Genomic DNA, 18,158 nt, shown 5'->3' with positions numbered 1-18,158 from the left:
GGCTGGCGCAGCAATGCGCAAGCCGGTTTTTTTTACGTCTACGAATAATACGCCTCGGCGGCAAAGGTCAGCGCGCCGATCAGGGCCACGGCCAACACCAGCACGATCAGCAGGCGGCCGAACTTCGGAGTGCCGTCACTGCCGCCGCTCATGGCACGATGATGGTCGAGCCGGTGGTCTTGCGCCCTTCCAGGTCCGTGTGCGCCTGGGCGATATGGGCCAGATTGTAGCGCTGGTTGATCTCGATTTTGACTTCGCCGCTGCTGACGACGCCGAACAGCGAGGCAGCCATCTCTTCCAGGTTCGCGCGGTTCGAGGCATAGCTGAACAAGGCGGGACGCGTGATGAAGAGCGAACCGCGCGACGCCAGTTCAGATAACGTGAACGCCGGCACGGGGCCGGAGGCGTTGCCGAAGCTGACCATCATGCCCAGCGGCGCCAGGCAGTCGAGCGAGCCCGTAAACGTATCCTTGCCGATGGAATCGTAGACCACGGAGACGCCCTTGCCGCCCGTGATTTCCTTCACGCGCTCGACGAAGTTTTCCGTGTTGTAGTTGATGACGTGGGCCGCGCCATGCGCCTTGGCCAGCGCCGCCTTTTCATCGGAACCAGCCGTGCCGATCAGGTTTACGCCCAGCACCTTGGCCCACTGGCAGGCGATCAGGCCCACGCCGCCCGCGGCCGCGTGGAACAGGATGGTGTCGCCCGCCTTCAGCGCCACCGTGCGGTGGAACAGGTATTGCACCGTCAAGCCTTGCAGCATCATGGCGGCGGCCGTATCGAAACCGATGCGCTCGGGCAGCACCAGCAGCAGGGCCGCCGGCAAGTTACGCTGCTGCGCATACGCGCCATTGATGCGCGCCGCATACGCCACGCGGTCGCCGACCTTCACTTCCGTGACGCCCTCGCCCACCGCCTCGACGATGCCGGCACCCTCGACACCGAGGCCATTGGGCAGCGGCTGCGGATACAGGCCCGAGCGGAAATACACGTCGATGAAATTGAGGCCGATGGCCTCGTGTTTCACGCGCGCTTCGCCGGGACCGGGCGGCGGCAGTTCCACATCCACGTATTCCATCACTTCCGGGCCGCCCACGCGCTGTACGCGGATGGCTTTGGTGGTAATCGTTGCGCTCATGCTCATCTCCTTGTCTGGGTAAATCAGGCGGCGGCGTTGGCCCGCGCCTGCAGCTGCGACAGCACCAGGTGCGCCGACGACAGGTTCGTTGCGCACGCCACGTTGTGCACGTCGCAGGCGCGCACCAGGGCATTGATGTCGGGCTCGTGCGGCTGCGGCGTCATCGGGTCGCGCAGGAAGATCACGCAATCGATCATGCCCTCCACCAACAGCGAGCCGATCTGCAAGTCGCCGCCAAACGGGCCCGAATGCTTGCGCTCCACTTGCAAGCCCAGCTCGTTGATCAGGCGGCCACCCGTGGTGCCCGTGGCCGACAGTTCGCAACCCTTCAAAAAGTCCAGGTATTCGCCCGCCAAGGTAATCATGTCATCTTTTTTCTTGTCGTGGGCAATCAGGGCGATGCGTGTTTTCATGTTGGGAACATTTTCAGTGGGTGGAGGAATTATTTCTTTTTCGACAGCAAGTAAATACCGGCCAATACCAGGCTGGTGCCAGCCAGTTGCCAGTTGGTGATCGGCTCATCGAGGATCATGGCGCCCAGGAACAGGGTCGACACGGGGCCGATCATGCCCGCCTGCGAGGCGACCGGCGCGCCGATGCGCTCGACGGCGATCATCGTCATGAAGACGGGCATCACCGTGCAAAAGATGCCGTTCAGCAAAGACAGGCCATACACGGGCATGGGCTGGATCAGCAGCTCGACGGGGCGCAGGATGAAGAATTGGGCGATGCAGGCAAAGCTGGCCACGCACATCGCGTAGCTGACAAGGCGCATGGAGCCGATGCGTTTCACCAGCTCACCGGAACCGAGCAGATACACGGCATACGAACAGGCCGAGCCCAGCACCAGGGTGGAGCCCAGCGCCACATTGCTGGCGCCGCCCTGCAAGTCGTGCACGAACACCAGCACGATGCCGCAATACGAGGTGAGCAAGGCCATCCACTGCAAGCGGCTGATGCGCTGCTTGAAGTACACGGTGGTAATCAGCAGCACGAAAGTGGGCGTGAGGAACAGGATCAGCCGCTCCAGGCCCACGGAAATGTATTGCAGGCCAAGGAAGTCCAGATAGCTGGACAGGTAGTAGCCGACGAGGCCCAGCCCGACCAGGCGCCAGCGGTCGCTGTTTGATAACGGCGGCTCCGTGCGCATCTTCCACCAGGCGATGACGGCGAACACGGGCAGCGAAAAGATCATCCTGAAGGCGATCAGGGTGACGGCGTCGATCTGGTAGCGGTACAGCAGCTTGGCGACGATGGCCTTGGTGGAAAACAACACCGCTCCGCCCACGGCGATGGCCAGGCCACCGAGGTAGACGGAACGGGGAATAGATGGAGGGGTTGCTTGCGGGGAACTGGAGCTCATGCCCAGATTGTAAGGCAAAAGCGAAAGCAAGCTGATAACCCCAACGGCAAATACCGGGGTCGGACCCTGAGGGTCCGACCCCAGCCTTCTTTGGGGTTAACGTTTAAGAAATAAGGGCGTAGGTCGGGTTAGCCCAAACGGCGTAACCCGACAACACCACCATTGCCCGCCTTTACGCCACCACCACCGCCGCCGCGCCCGCCGTCACCGTCGCCGTCGTCACGCGCGCAATCACGTTCGACGGCGCCGCCGTGCCGATCAGTTTATTCACCTGCTTGAACTGCGCCACCAGCTTGCCAGGCGTCAAGGTCACCACCGTGTAGCCCTGTGCATCCGTGTTCAGGTGCTTGATCCACGGATTGTTGCCCAGGCCGGACAATTGTTGCGCCAGGCCCAGCAGGGTCGCACTGAAGTCAGTACTTGCTTTCAAGCCCGCCTGCACGGCCGCCACCGTCGCGTCGAGTTGCGCTTCCGGCACGCCCTTGGCGGCCAGCGCGCCGCGCAGCTGCACGCGCAGTTGTTCCAGCAGGCTGTCGACCGTGGGCGCCGCCTTGCCCATGGTGTAGTCGAGCAGGTTGACGTCGAGATTGACCGTGCCCAGGCCCGTGACGGGAATGGCCAGCGGATAGCTGACGAGGGTGCCGATGTCGCCCATCGCGCCGGCGGCCGACTTCAGGTAACTGAAGAAGGAATCCGAGCTGACGCCGGCCGAGACCAGGTCGACCATCACAGGCGTGCCGCCGCCAGCGGCGTCGAAATCATCGCTGACGGTGCCGGCAAAGAACGAGTGGATATCGCCGGTCAGCGCCACCACGTTGCCGATGGCATTCGTTTTCAGGTGCGCCATCAGGTTCTTGCGTTCGCTGTTGTAGCCATCCCACTGGTCGCAATTGAGCAGGAAACGCGTGAAGAACGGCGCCAGCGCCGCTTGCTGGCCCGATGCGGCGACAAAGCTGGACGCGGCGCCCTTGGCCTGCACGTCGGGCTTGATCCAGCCGAAGGCGATCACTTGCGCGGCGGCGGCCGGCGAGCCGCTGTTGTAGGCGGCCACCGTGATGCCGGCCTGGGCCGCGCTCAAGCCGGCGCCCACGGCCGCCGCGCCCTGCGCGCTGGCATTGGCGGCGGCAGCGGCAATCGCCATGGCCGCCGCCTGCGCCACGGTCGTTGATGCACCCGCCGTCGAAGCGGCCACGATGGCGGACGCCAGCGGCACGCTGCTGCCGACCAAAGGCAGGGTGCTGGCGATGGCCTTGCCCACGTTCGACATGGCGCTCAACGCCAGCAAGGTGGCAATCGCATCCGTGCCATTCAAGCCCATGCGCAGCAGCGACACTTCATTGCCCCACAGCTTCCAGGTGGACGTGGCCGCCTTCATCTTGCTTTTCCACCAGTCGCGCTGGGTCGAGCCCAGCATGCCGACGGCGGCCAGCGGATCGCCACCGGCCTTGGTGGCGGCGGCCATCTTCTGGCCTTCCACGCTGTCGAACAGCGCTTGCGGCACCAGGTAGCGGCTGCCGATGCTGCCCAGCGGCTTGCCCGTGGCCGGGTTGATGGTCGATTCCGCGATCGCATGGTCGGCGCGGTACAGGCGCTCATCCGTCATCACCAGCTGCATCAGTTTGCCGAACTGGAAATCGCGGTAGATCTGGATGTTCTGGAACGTTGTCGCGGCGCTATCGAACGTGACGTCGGCCGGCATGTATTCGAACCAGGCCTGGTTGGCGCTGCGGCGGCGGGCCGGCAGGTGCAAATCGCTGCCGTCGGCGGCCACGATGCCTTCATAGGTGGAAGCGTCCTGCCAGGCGTCGTCCGTGAATTCATGGTCATCCCATATGGCGATGAAGGCGAAGCGCTCGTGCACGGCTTGCAGGCGCGTATCGGTGCGGTATTTCTTGTACAGGTAGCGGTAATCGGCCACCGTGGTCGCGTACTTCGCGCCGGACGTACCGCTTTTATACGTGCCGTCCGGCAATTTCAACTGGTCGTGGCGGCTTTCCACGGCGCCGCTCTGGAAGGCCTCGCCCACCGTTTCATAGATGTAATCGCCCAGGTGGACGATGAAATCGAGCGCTTCGTTGGCGGCGATGTGCGACAGCGCGCCCCAGTGGTTGATGCTCCAGTCCTGGCACGTCAGGTAGGCGAACTGCAGCTGCGATACGTCGGCCGTGGCGGCAGGCGCCGTCTTGAAGCGGCCCACGTTCGAGCGCACGTCGCCGGCGATGAACTGGTAAAAATACACCTGGCCCGGCTGCAATCCCGTCACCTTGTGGCGCAGCGTATTGTCGAAATCGGCTTTTAATGGCAGCTTGGCGTCGACGATCGGGGTGCCGGCCAGGGCCGTATTGCCGCCCAGGGCGGCCGTATTGTCGCTGGCGCTGACGATCAGGCGCACGGCCACGTCCGACTTGCCGGCAACGGCGGGCGCGACGGCGTCAAAACTGGCGGGCACGACGCGCGTCCACAGCATGGCGCTGTCGGCGCGCGGATCGCCCGAGGCCACGCTTTGCGGGAATTTCCAGTCGCTGCCCGAGGCCAGCGGCACGCCAGGGTCGCTGTAATCGGTGCTGCCGCAGGCGGCGAGGCCGACGGTGGCCACGGAAACCGTGATGAAGCCGCCCAATTTCAGAAATTGCCGCCTGTCCATTTGACTTGCCATGATGTCTCGCCCTTTATTAATCTTGGTTATGAGTAGAGGTGATGGGATGATGCCCGAGTTCGTGCACGCGCAGCCGCATCAGATGATGCATAAGATGAAAACGCGTCACTTTAACAACAAAATGTGTCGGCTTGATGACGGGCCGATGCCGCTTCGCAGGGGGCCGATATGCTAAAATGTCGGCCACAATTGAACCCCCGTCTAAGGAAGATTCGACATGGCAGGACATAGCAAATGGGCCAATATCAAGCATAAAAAGGCTGCCACCGATGCCAAGCGCGGCAAAATCTGGACGCGCCTGATCAAGGAAATCACGGTCGCGGCCCGCATGGGCGGCGCCGACGCCATCACCAATCCGCGCCTGCGCCTGGCGGTCGACAAGGCGGCTGACGCGAATATGCCGAAAGACAACGTCCAGCGCGCGATCAACCGCGGCAGCGGCGGCGTCGATGGCGCCAACTATGAAGAAGTGCGCTACGAAGGCTACGGCGTGGGCGGCGCGGCCGTCATCGTCGAATGCATGACCGACAACAAGGTACGCACGGTGGCCGAAGTGCGCAACGCCTTCAACAAGAACGGCGGCAACATGGGCAACGAAGGCTCCGTCGCCTTCATGTTCCAGCACTGCGGCCAGCTGCTGTTCGCCCCGGGCACCGACGAAGACAAGCTGATGGAAGCGGCGCTGGAAGCGGGCGCCGACGACGTCATCGCCGATGAAGAAGGCGGCTTCGAAGTGCTCACTCCCGTGCACGATTTCGCCACCGTCAAGGAAGCGCTGGAAGCGGCCGGCTTCAAGGCCGAAGTGGCCGAAGTCATCATGAAGCCGGCGACGGAAACCGTGTACGCGGGCGACGACGCCATCAAGATGCAAAAGCTGATCGATGCGCTGGAGCTGCTGGACGATGTCCAGGAAGTGTTCACCAACGCATTAATAGAGAATTAATCTAGAGAATTAATCACTCTGCACACAAGGGCGGCACCGCCGCCCTGCAACCCACCTTGAACGAACGGTCCCTATGAAAATTCTGGTAGTCGGCTCTGGCGGCCGCGAACACGCCCTGGCCTGGAAACTGGCCCAGTCCGAACGCATACAGATGGTGTATGTCGCGCCGGGCAACGGCGGCACCGCGCGCGATGCGCGCCTGGTCAATCTCGACATCAGCGACCCGCAATTGCTGGCCGACTTCGTTCAGCAGGAACACATCAGCCTCACGGTCGTCGGCCCGGAAGTGCCGCTGGCGGCGGGCATCGTCAACCTGTTCCGCTCGCGCGGCCTGAAAATCTTCGGCCCGACGAAAGAAGCGGCGCAGCTGGAATCGTCGAAAGACTTCGCCAAGGCCTTCATGCAGCGCCACGGCATCCCGACGGCCGCCTACCAGACGTTTTCCGACGTCGCGCCCGCGCATGCCTACATCGACGCCATGGGCGCGCCCATCGTCATCAAGGCTGACGGCCTGGCCGCCGGCAAGGGCGTGGTCGTTGCCATGACCCTGGAAGAAGCGCACCAGGCGGTCGACATGATGCTGTCCGATAACCAGTTCGGCGACGCCGGCGCGCGCATCGTCATCGAGGAATTCCTCGCCGGCGAAGAAGCGAGCTTCATCGTCATGTGCGATGGCAAGAACATCCTGCCACTGGCCACCAGCCAGGATCATAAACGCCTGAAGGACCACGACCAGGGCCCGAACACGGGCGGCATGGGCGCATATTCGCCGGCCCCCATCGTCACGCCGGCCATGCATGCGCGCGTCATGCGCGAAATCATCGTTCCAACCATCCAGGGCATGGCCAAGGATGGCATCACGTTCACGGGCTTCCTGTACGCGGGCCTGATGATCGACGACAAGGGCACGCCGAAGACGCTGGAATTCAACTGCCGCATGGGCGACCCGGAAACGCAACCGATCATGGCGCGCCTGAAGACCGACCTGGTCACCGTCATGGAACACGCCGTCAACGGCACGCTCGATGCGGTGGAACTGGAATGGGACCGCCGCACGGCTGTCGGCGTCGTCATGGCCGCCGCCGGCTACCCGGACGATCCCGTCAAGGGTACGCCGATCGGCGACATCCCGGCCGAAACGCTTGACTCCGTCACCTTCCATGCGGGCACCCGCATCGAGGGCGAGCGCCTGGTCACCAACGGCGGCCGCGTGCTGTGCGTGGTGGGCCTGGGCGACAGCATCAAGATGGCGCAGAAGCAGGCATATGAAACGGTGGAAAAAATCCATTTCGACGGCGCGCAGTACCGCCGCGACATCGGCTGGCGCGGTTTGAAGCATTGATCGCTCCATAGCGATCACACGACGGGCCGGCGCGGAATTCATCCGCCCGGCCCGTTTTGATTATCACCTCCATTCCTCGCCATGAGCATACCAACCGGCCTTGCCGCACCAGACAACGATGCCCCGGTGAGCCCCCTCGCGTGGCTGACGCTTGCCTCGCTGCTCGTTGCCGGCCTGGCTTGGTACTGGTTCAGCAGTTATGCCATACCACGCTGCGACACCAGACAAACCGTGGCCGCGGTCACGGATGGCAAATTCAGCCTGCACGATGTCAAGCAGGCCGGCTATGCCTGGTCGCAAAAAACCCGTGGCTGCCTGGCCACCGTCATCGAGGACGGCAAGCCGCTGCAATACGCCTGGACCATTTCGCGTGTGGAAGGCCGCCGCAAAAGCCGCCTGGAGTATGACCACGCGCATCCGGGCATCGTGCAAACGCGCTTTGCCGACATCGCCTGGCATGGCGGCTTTGCGCAGCAGGGCCAGCCCATCGGGCGCGATGGGCTGAAGAAGGCGGTGCTGGCCGGCATGGATGCACTGCGCGGCAAACCGCTCTACCATGTCAACCTCAACGCAGTGGTGTCGCCGCAGCACTACCGTGAAATTGGCGATATTGAAGCGCTGGCACCATGCAAGGAAGTATTGCCCGGCGTGGTTTCCTGCCGCCTGCTGCTGGCCCGCAACGACCTTGCGCCCGCTGCCGCGACAAAGGTGCTGGCAGTCTCGGTGCTGCAGCAAGGCGACTTTACTTTCCAGCGCGGCAAAGATGGCAAGAACTGGTCAGTCACACCCCAGTTCAGGACAGAACTGGATCAGGCGCCACTTCAATAGTACGCCGGGGAAACGAGATTGCATTGTAAAATTTATCATCTTAAATTTTGATAAACCCACTCCCGATGACAAGCAATCTCCCCGTGTCCACGCATACTTCCGTCGAGGCGCTGCATGTGCTGAAGCTGCTCACGCGCCGCCAGCGTGAGCAGGCGCTGGCGCATCCCGACTTGCCGCAGCTTGCCATCGGGACGCCGCTACCCGACACCTTGCTGTGGTTGTACCGGCGCCAGATCGTTACGTCCGAGGATGTGACGAGCCTGTCGTCGAGCGTGGCGCGCCACTTCAACGGCGACGAGCTGGCACTGCGTTTGTCGATCTTGCAGCAGGTGGTGGAGGTGCTCAATCGCGAATCGCTCGATCATCTGCGCGACGAAGCGATCATTACGCCAGAGCTTTATCAACAGGCGCTGCCGCACCTGCCCGGCGACGTTCTGCTGCCCACGCCGGGCGAAGCGCTGAACTGGATGCTGCATGTGGGGCTGCTGCCGCGCGCGCAGTTCAAGACCACGGCGCAGCGCATCGAGGCCGGCGGCAGCGACGATGCAAAGCGCGTGGTCCGGCATGCGCAAGCGCGCCAGGATGAACATAAAAAGGCGGTACGCGGCGTGGTCCTCGACGGTTTGTTTCCCGGCCCGCGCCTGGCCTGGCTGATCGGCGCGCCGCTGGCGCTGGCCGGCATGGTCTGGTATGTGATGAGCGGCAATTCCGTGCCCGAGTGCGACTCCACCGACACGCTCACCACCATGACACGCATGCTCAACAAGGCGGCGCCGGAAGGCACGGGCAAAGCAAGCCTGCACGACGTAAAAGAAGCCGGTTACGCCTCGTCACAACAGATCCGTGGCTGCCTGGCCACGATAGCACTCGATGGCGAGAAGATGGACTATGCCTATACCGTCGCGCGCGACGACAGCGGCAGCAAGAGCCGCATCAGCTATACGGGTGCGCAACCGTTGCTGGTCCAGGCGCGCTTTGGCACCATCGAGGATGGCGACTTTGCCCAGCAAGCCAAGCCCCTGGGGCGCGAGGCGCTGGAAAAGGCTTTCCGCGACGGCATGGATGGTGCGCGCATCATGCCCCAGCCACGGCAAGCGTTTTCGCTGACGCAATCGATGGAGCGCACGCGCGAAATCGCCGAAATCGAACCGCTGGCGCCATGCAAGGAAATCTCGCCGGGCATCTACTCCTGCCGCCTGCTGATCGAACGCAATGACGCCTTGCTGGGCATGCTCAACGGCGGCACGGCAGTGATGCAGGAAGGCGAGTTTACCTTCCAACGCGACGCTGCCGGCAATGGCTGGTCGGTAACGCCACAATTTGCCCTGGAGCTGCGGCAGGCCAAAGTAAAAGAGTAAATAAAAGAGTAAATTCATGCATACCGAACCGCCCCACGCATCGCTGGACCAGCTGCACCAGCTGGGCCTGATCACCGCGCAGGAACTCGACGAGGCCAACTCGGAACGCGATGTCGCCGCCCATGAGCGCCTGCACCCGCCCGAGGAGGCGGTCGACATGCCGGAACTGGCGCAGGACGCCGACCTGGTCACCACCCTGGGCTGGCTGCTGCTGACCGATCTGCTGCCCAAGAATGACTTCGACAAGCGCGCGGCCACACTGCCACCCCGGCAACAGGCGCTGGCAGCAGAGGGGGTGCGGTACTACAACCGCCGCGAGGTCGACGCCTTGTACGAGCTCGATTTGCTGAACCCGTTCCAGCGCGATGCCGCACACGCGGCGGTGCCGGCCGACCGCATGTTGTATACGCCGTGGATCGCCATGCGCTGGCTGTTGCTCAACGACATCCTGCCCACGGCGCAGTTCGAGGCGCTGGAAGCGCACGTGCGTGAACATGGCAGCGCACTGGCGCGCGAAATCATGGAAGCGTCCAGGCTGCGTCATGGTCACGACCGCATCCCGTACAAGCGGCCACCGGCCTGGAAAGGCGCCTTGATCGTGCTGGGCATGATCCTGGTGATGTCCGTGCTTTACGGTGTTGTGACCGGAGGCCTGCGGCCATGAGCACCGATCCGCGCCTCAAACCGCTCGGCGAACTGCGGCAACTGGACCTGATCACCAGCGACGAATACGACGATACGCTGGCCGAGCTGCAGATCATTGAGATCCAGCGCGCGCACAACGCCGCCGAAGACATCGATGTGCCCGAACTGGCGATGAATGCCGACCAGATCAAGACGCTGGCCTGGCTGCTGAGCGCCGAACTGGTGCCCGAGGAGCGTTTTTTCAGGATGCTGCGCAAGCTGCCCGCCGATGAACCACGCCGGCAACTGGCCAGCGCCGCGCTGCGGCAGGTGAACCGGCAAGCGGTCGATGCGCTGTACCAGCAGAACCTGATCAACGCCTGGCAGCGCGACGCCGCCCACGACAGCCGGCCGGCCGATCACCTTGCCGCCACGCCCGTCACGGCCTTGCGCCACATGCTGAAACAGGGCACGCTATCGCCGCTGCAATACAAGGAGCTGCAAGCGCACACGCGCGCGAACGGCTCGCAACTGGCGCGCCTGATCGTCGACGCCGCCGGCAAACCGCCGACTCAATATGGCCGGCCCCGCCCGCGCCCTTCCACCATCATGGCTGCGGCACTGCTGCTGGCGATACTGACGATGCTGACGTATGCAGGACGCGCATGGTTCAAGCGCGAGCAACCAGTGCCTGTGGCACCGCTGGCGCAGCCGGCCGACACGATCGAACACACGGACCTGCAACAGCGCGCGGCAAGCATGGTGGAGGGCGCCCGCCAGCCAGGCGCGGATGCGCCCCAATTCGAGGTGCAGGTAATACAGGACAAGCCGCCTCAGTAAAGCAGGGCCGGCAACAGCATCGCCGGTTTTGCTATCACAAAAATCCGTAACAGGGTACAATCCGTCCTTACTTTTTTATTTCGGCCTCGTCGGCCCACGCGATGTCGTCAACTCCCTCTCCTTCGGCCGTCAAGGCTTATTTGCTCGATTTGCAAAGCCGTATCGTGCAGGCGCTCGAAGCGCAGGACGGCAAGCCTTTCCTGACCGATGCCTGGCAGCGCCCCGAGGGCGGCGGCGGCATTTCGCGGCTGATCGAGGAAGGCAATGTGTTCGAGCGTGGCGGCGTGAATTTTTCGCACGTGACCGGCGCCGCGCTGCCACCATCGGCCGCGGCCGCGCGCCCTGAACTGGGTGGCAAGGCATGGGAAGCGATGGGCGTGTCGCTGGTGCTACATCCGCGCAATCCCTACGCACCGACGGTGCACATGAACGTGCGCTTTTTCAGCACCGTGAATGCCGATGGCGCTCCCGTATGGTGGTTCGGCGGCGGCATGGACCTGACGCCGTATTACGGCGACGCGGGCGACGTGAAGCACTTTCACCAGGTGTGCCATGATGCGCTGGCGCCGTTTGGCGCGGAGCTGCATCCGAAGTTCAAGCAGTGGTGCGATGATTATTTCTACCTGAAGCACCGGCGCGAAGCGCGCGGCGCCGGCGGCATCTTCTTCGACGACTTCAACGCCCTGGGCTTTGACGACAGCTTCGCGATGCTGCGCAGCGCCGGCGACGCCTTCGTCGACGCGTATGTGCCGATCCTGGCGCGGCGCAAGGACACGCCCTACGGCGAACGCGAACGCGATTTCCAGTGCTACCGGCGCGGACGCTATGTCGAGTTCAACCTGGTGTTTGACCGCGGCACCCTGTTCGGCCTGCAATCGGGCGGACGCACCGAGGCGATCCTGATGTCGATGCCGCCCGTGGTCAAGTGGCGCTACGACTGGCACCCGGAAGCGGGCAGTCCCGAAGCGGCGTTGTATACTGACTTCCTCGTGCATCGCGACTGGCTGCAGGCGTGAAGGAAAGTGGTACGGCATGCGTGGCGCTACTCGGTGGCAGCTACGATCCGGTTCACATGGGCCATGTCGCGCTGGGCACGCATTTTTCCAGCCTGCTGCACGCCGATGAGCTGCGCGTGATTCCGGCGGGCGCGCCGTGGCAAAAGAGCAAGCTGGGCGCCACCGGCCAGCAGCGCGCCGAGATGGCCGGTCTGGCGTTTGCCAGCCTGCCCCTGCCCGTGATGATCGACCGTCAGGAAATCGAGCGCAGCGAACATGGCCAGGCCAGCTACACCATCGATACCTTGCGCCAGGTACGCGCCGAGCTGGGGCCGCGCGCTTCCATCGTTTTTCTGATGGGCGCCGACCAGCTGCAGCGGCTCGCGACATGGCGCGAATGGCAGCAATTATTTGAATACGCGCATATCTGCGTCGCGGCCCGCCCCGGCTTCGCGCTGAATGACACAGCAGTACCGCAAGTGGTCGCCGACGAATTTTCGCGCCGCCTGGGGTCGCTGGACAGCATCCGCAACACGCCGCACGGTCTGACTTATCTGGCACAGGACTTCGCGGTGGATATCTCCGCCACCGAAATACGTGCGGCATTACAACGGGGGAATCGGGCAAACTCGCTTGTTTCCCCGCTAGTGCTAGACTATATTGAACAACATAATTTATACAAAAGCTAAATGGACATCAAAAAACTGCAAACCCTCGTCGTTGACGCCCTTGAAGACGTCAAAGGCCAAGACATCGCCGTCTTCGAAACGAGTCATCTGACCAGCCTGTTCGACCGCATCGCGATCGTCTCCGGTACCTCGAACCGTCAAACCAAGGCGCTGGCCGCCTCGGTGCGCGACAAGGTCAAGGACGCCGGCGGCCAAATCATCGGCATGGAAGGCGAGGAAACGGGTGAATGGGTGCTGGTCGATCTGGGCGACATGATCGTCCACATCATGCAAGCGCCTATCCGCGCCTACTACCGACTGGAAGAAATCTGGGGCGACACCCCGATCAAGCTCGGTGCCGCCAAGCGCGCGCCGAAAAAAGCCGGCGACGACGAGCCGAAGAAAATCAGCGGCCATCTGGCGGCGAGCAAGGCCAAGGTCGAAGTTTCGCCTGTGATCGAAAAGAAAACACCAGCGAAGAAATCCACGACAGCCACCACCGCCAAGAAAGCCCCGGCGAAAAAAGCCGCCTCGAAAGCTGTCGGCAAGACCGTGAAAATCGCACCGACCAAGACCGAAGCGGCTGCCGTGAAAGCCTTGAAAGCGCTGCCAGAGAAAAAAGTGCGCACCCCGCGCGCGGCCAAACCGGCAGCCGATGCTGCACCGGCAAAAACCGTGATCAAGCGTATCAAAAAAGTCGAAGCGTAAGCCTCGATGCAGCTCATCATCGCTGCGGTCGGCCATAAAATGCCGGCCTGGATAGAGACGGGCTTCGCGGAATACGCGAAGCGCATGCCGCCGGAATTGCGCATCGTGCTGAAAGAAATCAAGCCGGTGGAGCGTTCCGGCAGCAAGACCGCCGCTACGGCGATGGCGCTGGAACGCGAACGCATCGAAGCCGTCCTGCCCAAGGGCGTGCGCATCATCGCCCTCGACGAACGCGGCAAGGATCTGACCAGCGTCGGCCTGTCGCAGCAGTTGATGGCGTGGCAGCAGGATGGCCGCGACACCGCCTTTTTGATCGGCGGCGCCGACGGCCTCGATCCGCAGCTCAAGGCGCGTGCCGAAGGCATGCTGCGCATTTCCAGCATGACCCTGCCGCACGGCGTGGTGCGCGTGATCCTCGCCGAGCAGCTCTATCGTGCCTGGTCGATCACGCAAAACCACCCCTACCATCGCGTCTGAACTCCCCCATGAAAACGGCTGATCACAAGATCTACCTCGCTTCCAAAAGTCCGCGCCGGCGCGAACTGCTGCGCCAGATCGGCATCGATTTCGAATTGCTGCTGCTGCGCAGCGATGGCCCGCGCGGCGCCGACGTCACCGAGGAAGTCCTTCCCGGCGAGTCGGCGCTCGACTATGTCGCCCGCGTGTCGAATGAAAAAGCCGCCTTCGCCTGGGACCTGGTGCGCCGCCGCCACCTGACCCCGCGCCCCGTGCTGGCGGCCGACACCACCGTCACCATCGACGGCATCATCCTCGGCAAGCCGGCCGACCGCCTTGAGGCCGTGGCGATGCTGCAGCAGCTGTCGGGCCGCACGCATCAGGTACTCACCTCGATCGCCGTGCACTACAAGGACTTCGCCGAGCAGCGCACGCAGGTGTCGCAAGTGCGCTTCGGCGTGCTCTCGCCCGCGTCCATCGCCGCGTATTGCGCCACGCCGGAACCGTACGACAAGGCCGGCGGCTACGGCATCCAGGGCAGCGCCGCGCTGTTCGTCGAGCATATCGAAGGCAGCCATTCCGGCATCATGGGCCTGCCCCTGTACGAAACTGCACAGTTGCTAAGACTGGCAGGTTTGCCCCTGCCCTGATCGGGTATGATGTCATTCGTTGCCTCCACTTCCCCGCCTCCATGAACGAAGACATCCTGATCAATATCACGCCGCAAGAAACCCGCGTCGCCCTCATACTCCAGGGCGCCGTGCAGGAATTGCACATCGAGCGCACGCTCACGCGCGGCCTGGCCGGCAATGTGTATTCCGGCAAAGTGGTGCGGGTGTTGCCAGGCATGCAATCGGCCTTCATCGACATCGGCCTGGAGCGTGCCGCGTTCCTGCACGTGGCCGACATCTGGGAAGCGCGCGGCCACGACGGCCAGAACGCCACACCGGCGCCGATAGAAAAAATCCTCTTCGACGGCCAGGTGCTGACGGTGCAGGTGATCAAGGACCCGATCGGCACCAAGGGCGCGCGCCTGTCGACGCAGATTTCCATCGCCGGGCGCATGCTGGTGTACCTGCCGCAAGACAAGCACATCGGCATCTCGCAGAAAATCGAAAAGGAAGCGGAACGCGAGCAATTGCGCGTGCGCCTGCAAAGCCTGCTGCCGCCCGATGAAAAGGGCGGCTACATCGTGCGCACCATGGCCGAGGATGCATCCGACGCGGACCTGAAGGCGGACGTCGACTACCTGAGAAAAACCTGGAGCACGATCACGCACGGCGCACGCACGCGTCCCGCCACCAGCCTGCTGCACCAGGATTTGAGCCTGGCGCAACGCGTGCTGCGCGACTTCGTCGGCGATGAAACGGCCACCATCCAGGTCGACTCGCGCGAAAACTATGTGAAACTGCGCGAATTCGCGGAAATCTACACGCCCAGCGAACTGACGCGGCTGCAGCACTACACGGGCGAGCGCCCACTGTTCGATTTATATGGCGTGGAAGAAGAAATTTTGCGCGCGCTGGGGCGCAGAGTCGACCTGAAATCGGGCGGCTACCTGATCGTCGACCAGACGGAAGCGATGACCACCATCGACGTCAACACGGGCGGCTTTGTGGGCGGGCGCAATTTCGCCGACACGATTTTCAAGACCAACCTGGAAGCGGCGCACGCCATCGCGCGCCAGCTGCGCCTGCGCAACCTGGGCGGCATCATCATCCTCGACTTCATCGACATGGACAATGCCGAGCACCGCAACGCCGTGCTGGCCGAGCTGAAACGCACCTTGTCGCGCGACCGCACCAAGGTGTCGGTGAGCAATTTCTCGCCGCTGGGCCTGGTGGAAATGACGCGCAAGCGCACGCGCGAATCGCTCGCCCACATCCTGTGCGAACCGTGCCCCGCCTGCGCCGGCAAGGGCCAGGTGAAAACCTCGCGCACCATCTGCTATGAAATCCTGCGCGAACTGCTGCGCGAGGCAAAACAGTTCAACCCGCGCGAATTCCGCATCCTCGCCTCGCAGGAAGTCGTGGATTTGTTTTTAGAGGAAGAATCGCAGCACCTGGCCATGCTCGGTGATTTCATCGGCAAGAAAATTTCGCTGCAGGTGGAAAATGCCTACCACCAGGAGCAGTATGACGTCATTTTGATGTAGTCATGCCGGGCACTGCCTTCTTCTGGCGCGACCCGGAGCTGCCCCACGTGGAGAGCCGGCGCGCCTGTCACAGCCGGGCCTGCTACAAGCCGCACAGCCATCCCACGTTTTCCATCGGCGCCGTCGACGCTGGCGGCAGCATGTTTACGGGCAGCCATGGCCGCCAGAGCGCTCTCAGCGCCGGCAGCCTGGTGCTGGTGCCGGCCGGCTGCGTGCACGCCTGCAATCCCCTGCCTGACGCCGTCTGGAGCTACCAGATGCTGCATCTCGATGCGCAATGGCTGCAAGCACACGCGCCGGCGCTCGATGGCGACACGGCGACACGGCGACGGTGTTGCACTGCCCGCGGCTGTACGCGCAGTTTTGCGCCATGCATGCGCTGCTGTTTTCAAGCGCCGACGCGGCAGAGAAGGATGCGGCGCTGCTGGCGTTCCTGGGCGCTTGCGCCGACGCCCGCGCAGACCTGCTGCCCTCGGAGCGCAAGCCGGTGCCGCCGCAACTGGCGCCCGTGCTCGCAACGCTGCAGGCGCGGCCTTCGGCCAGCCTGCGGCAACTGGCGGAAGCGGCAGGCCTGAGCCCTTATCAATTGATCCGCGCTTTTCGCGCCGCCACGGGCATGACGCCGCATGCCTACCAGCTAAATATGCACGTCAACCGCGCGCGCAGCCGCTTGCAGGCAGGAACGGCGCTGGCGCAACTGGCGCATGAACTGGGTTTTGCAGACCAGAGCCATCTGCAGCGCGTCTTCAAGGCGCATGCGGGCATCACGCCGGGACGCTATCGCGGCCAGGGCGGCTGAGGCGCCCGCAATTTTCTTCAATACAGGCGCTCGCCTGCCCCGGCATACTCGCGCATCGCCATTGCCGGAGCCAAATTCCATGCAGGATTTCTTCTTCATCGCCGCCGCCCACTTTCTTTCCCTGCTGTCGCCCGGTCCCGATTTTTTCCTGATCGCACGCACCTCGCTGGCCCACGGCTGGCGCGGCGCCGCCGGCACGTGCATGGGCATTACCGCAGCCAATGCGGTGTTTATCGTGGCGGCATTTGGCGGACTATCGGTGCTGCGGGCGGGCAGTACGGCATTCATGGTGGTGCGGCTGGCCGGATGCGCCTATCTGCTGTACCTGGGCTGGCTGTTCTTGCGCCATGCGGGCAAGAACAGCCTGGATACAAAGCCCGCCACCGGCAAGGCGCGCTGGCGCGGCGGTGTCGCGATGGGGTTTGTCTCCGCCATTCTGAACCCGAAGAATGCGCTGTTCTACGTCAGCCTGGCCACCGTGCTGGCCGCCAGGCAGACGAGTCCCGTTGCGATGGTGGCGTATGGCGCGTGGATGATCTTTGCCGTGCTGGCGTGGGATATGGCGGTGGCGCTGGCCATCGGCAGCACCGCCCTGCGGCAGCGCTTTGCGCGCGCGCTGCCGCTGCTGGAGCGGCTGTCGGGCGTGATGCTGATCGTGCTGGCGGTGGTGCTGTTGGCGGATCAGGCCGGCAATGGATCCAGGTAAAACACGGCGTACACTTTCAGTGGCGACGTTTCAGTGGCTTTTTCCGAGCGCACGACGGAGCAATCGTCGGCGGCCAGGCTGCGCCAGTTCTGGATACCGGCCTTGGCGAACATCGCGTGCGCCGGGGCATTCGCGGCCAGGTCCAGCACCAGGCAGGCGTTGCGCGGGCCGGCGCCATAGTTGACGGCGCGGATCTCGATGCCGAAGGTCGTCATCCAGGGTTCCCACAAGCCTTTTTCCTTGCCGGCGGCCATGCGGTCCAGCATCTCGCCAAAGCTCAAGCCCTTCTTGACGGTGTCGCGCAAGGCTGCCAGCGACGGCGCCAGACGGGGATCGGGCTGCTTGTTGCCGGCGCGGATCTCGGCAATGGCTTTCAATTCCTTGATGATGGCGGCATCGCGCTCCGTGTAGTCGCGCATGCGCGCGTAAAACTCGGCGTCGAGGAAGGGATTGACGGTCAGCTTGGCGACGCCCTCTTCGCGGCGTTTGGGGGAAGGCGTGTTGGTTTTGGTCATGGCGATGAGGGCAAGGAAATCAAGGAGGGCCGCCAGTGTACCACCTTGCGGCTCTGCCGCCACC

At 63.5% G+C, this 18,158-nt stretch carries 19 protein-coding genes and 1 pseudogene; 15 read left to right on the top strand and 5 right to left on the bottom strand.

The genetic code is table 11. The features are described from left to right. Positions 1–148 precede the first annotated feature (148 nt). The 4 genes from KY494_RS22985 to KY494_RS22970 all read right to left on the bottom strand — a co-directional run bounded on the left by KY494_RS22985 (position 149) and on the right by KY494_RS22970 (position 5,157). On the bottom strand, positions 149–1,138 hold the full coding sequence (locus KY494_RS22985; protein WP_219132903.1) for a quinone oxidoreductase: 990 nt from the start codon (positions 1,136–1,138) through the stop codon (positions 149–151). Between the two features lie 23 nt (positions 1,139–1,161). Continuing rightward, positions 1,162–1,551: a methylglyoxal synthase gene (locus KY494_RS22980; protein ID WP_071075681.1), complete on the bottom strand. Its 390-nt coding sequence runs from the start codon at positions 1,549–1,551 to the stop codon at positions 1,162–1,164. Between the two features lie 29 nt (positions 1,552–1,580). Next, positions 1,581–2,501, bottom strand: coding sequence for a DMT family transporter (locus KY494_RS22975; RefSeq protein ID WP_219888361.1), 921 nt, complete (start codon positions 2,499–2,501; stop codon positions 1,581–1,583). A 172-nt stretch (positions 2,502–2,673) separates the two neighbouring features. Beyond that, positions 2,674–5,157: an alkaline phosphatase gene (locus KY494_RS22970; RefSeq protein WP_258194376.1), complete on the bottom strand. Its 2,484-nt coding sequence runs from the start codon at positions 5,155–5,157 to the stop codon at positions 2,674–2,676. A gap of 217 nt (positions 5,158–5,374) precedes the next feature. Between KY494_RS22970 and KY494_RS22965 the strand changes: the two genes are divergently transcribed. The 15 genes and pseudogenes from KY494_RS22965 (at position 5,375) to KY494_RS22900 (ending at position 17,579) form a co-directional block, all read left to right on the top strand. Beyond that, the gene (locus tag KY494_RS22965) at positions 5,375–6,100 is read left to right on the top strand and encodes a YebC/PmpR family DNA-binding transcriptional regulator (protein WP_010401062.1); all 726 of its coding nucleotides are present in this window, start codon (positions 5,375–5,377) and stop codon (positions 6,098–6,100) included. A 73-nt stretch (positions 6,101–6,173) separates the two neighbouring features. Beyond that, positions 6,174–7,442 (top strand): phosphoribosylamine--glycine ligase, encoded by a 1,269-nt coding sequence (gene purD, locus KY494_RS22960; RefSeq protein ID WP_096237665.1) that lies wholly within the window; start codon positions 6,174–6,176, stop codon positions 7,440–7,442. Positions 7,443–7,523: 81 nt separating this feature from the next. After that, positions 7,524–8,270, top strand: coding sequence for a hypothetical protein (locus KY494_RS22955; RefSeq protein WP_219888360.1), 747 nt, complete (start codon positions 7,524–7,526; stop codon positions 8,268–8,270). An 83-nt stretch (positions 8,271–8,353) separates the two neighbouring features. Beyond that, complete coding sequence (locus tag KY494_RS22950) at positions 8,354–9,628, top strand: hypothetical protein (protein WP_219888359.1); 1,275 nt, start codon at positions 8,354–8,356, stop codon at positions 9,626–9,628. A 16-nt stretch (positions 9,629–9,644) separates the two neighbouring features. Then, positions 9,645–10,292, top strand: coding sequence for a hypothetical protein (locus KY494_RS22945; RefSeq protein WP_219888358.1), 648 nt, complete (start codon positions 9,645–9,647; stop codon positions 10,290–10,292). Beyond that, positions 10,289–11,092: a hypothetical protein gene (locus KY494_RS22940; protein WP_219888357.1), complete on the top strand. Its 804-nt coding sequence runs from the start codon at positions 10,289–10,291 to the stop codon at positions 11,090–11,092. The genes KY494_RS22945 and KY494_RS22940 overlap by 4 nt, the downstream gene beginning before the upstream one ends. A gap of 101 nt (positions 11,093–11,193) precedes the next feature. Further along, positions 11,194–12,108 (top strand): oxygen-dependent coproporphyrinogen oxidase, encoded by a 915-nt coding sequence (gene hemF, locus KY494_RS22935; RefSeq protein ID WP_219888356.1) that lies wholly within the window; start codon positions 11,194–11,196, stop codon positions 12,106–12,108. A gap of 56 nt (positions 12,109–12,164) precedes the next feature. Further along, positions 12,165–12,776 (top strand): nicotinate (nicotinamide) nucleotide adenylyltransferase, encoded by a 612-nt coding sequence (gene nadD, locus KY494_RS22930; RefSeq protein ID WP_258194973.1) that lies wholly within the window; start codon positions 12,165–12,167, stop codon positions 12,774–12,776. Further along, positions 12,777–13,463, top strand: a complete 687-nt coding sequence (gene rsfS, locus KY494_RS22925) for a ribosome silencing factor (protein ID WP_219888355.1) — start codon at positions 12,777–12,779, stop codon at positions 13,461–13,463. Positions 13,464–13,469: 6 nt separating this feature from the next. Beyond that, positions 13,470–13,940 carry a 23S rRNA (pseudouridine(1915)-N(3))-methyltransferase RlmH gene (gene rlmH / locus KY494_RS22920; RefSeq protein WP_034747108.1) on the top strand — a complete coding sequence of 157 codons (471 nt, stop codon included), beginning with the start codon at positions 13,470–13,472 and terminating at the stop codon, positions 13,938–13,940. Between the two features lie 8 nt (positions 13,941–13,948). Further along, a complete protein-coding gene (locus KY494_RS22915) occupies positions 13,949–14,569 on the top strand; it encodes a nucleoside triphosphate pyrophosphatase (protein ID WP_141170572.1) in 621 nt (206 codons plus the stop codon). Positions 14,570–14,610: 41 nt separating this feature from the next. After that, complete coding sequence (gene rng, locus KY494_RS22910; protein ID WP_034747098.1) at positions 14,611–16,074, top strand: ribonuclease G; 1,464 nt, start codon at positions 14,611–14,613, stop codon at positions 16,072–16,074. 2 nt (positions 16,075–16,076) lie between these two features. Next, positions 16,077–16,304: pseudogene (locus KY494_RS29885) on the top strand (AraC family ligand binding domain-containing protein); the annotation flags it as partial. Between the two features lie 47 nt (positions 16,305–16,351). Then, entirely contained in the window at positions 16,352–16,873 is a 522-nt protein-coding gene (locus KY494_RS22905; RefSeq protein WP_258194375.1) for a helix-turn-helix transcriptional regulator, read from the top strand. Positions 16,874–16,952: 79 nt separating this feature from the next. Next, positions 16,953–17,579, top strand: a complete 627-nt coding sequence (locus KY494_RS22900; protein WP_219888354.1) for a LysE family translocator — start codon at positions 16,953–16,955, stop codon at positions 17,577–17,579. On the opposite strand, the gene KY494_RS22895 is transcribed toward KY494_RS22900, so the two are convergent. Then, positions 17,555–18,094: a hypothetical protein gene (locus tag KY494_RS22895; protein WP_219888353.1), complete on the bottom strand. Its 540-nt coding sequence runs from the start codon at positions 18,092–18,094 to the stop codon at positions 17,555–17,557. The genes KY494_RS22900 and KY494_RS22895 overlap by 25 nt on opposite strands. Positions 18,095–18,158 lie beyond the last annotated feature (64 nt).

The organism is Janthinobacterium sp. PAMC25594, assembly GCF_019443505.1.
In the GTDB taxonomy this organism is placed as follows: Bacteria; Pseudomonadota; Gammaproteobacteria; order Burkholderiales; family Burkholderiaceae_D; genus Janthinobacterium.
Note: the sequence above shows the minus strand (reverse complement) of the source record. Positions and strands in the feature narration are given on the sequence as shown.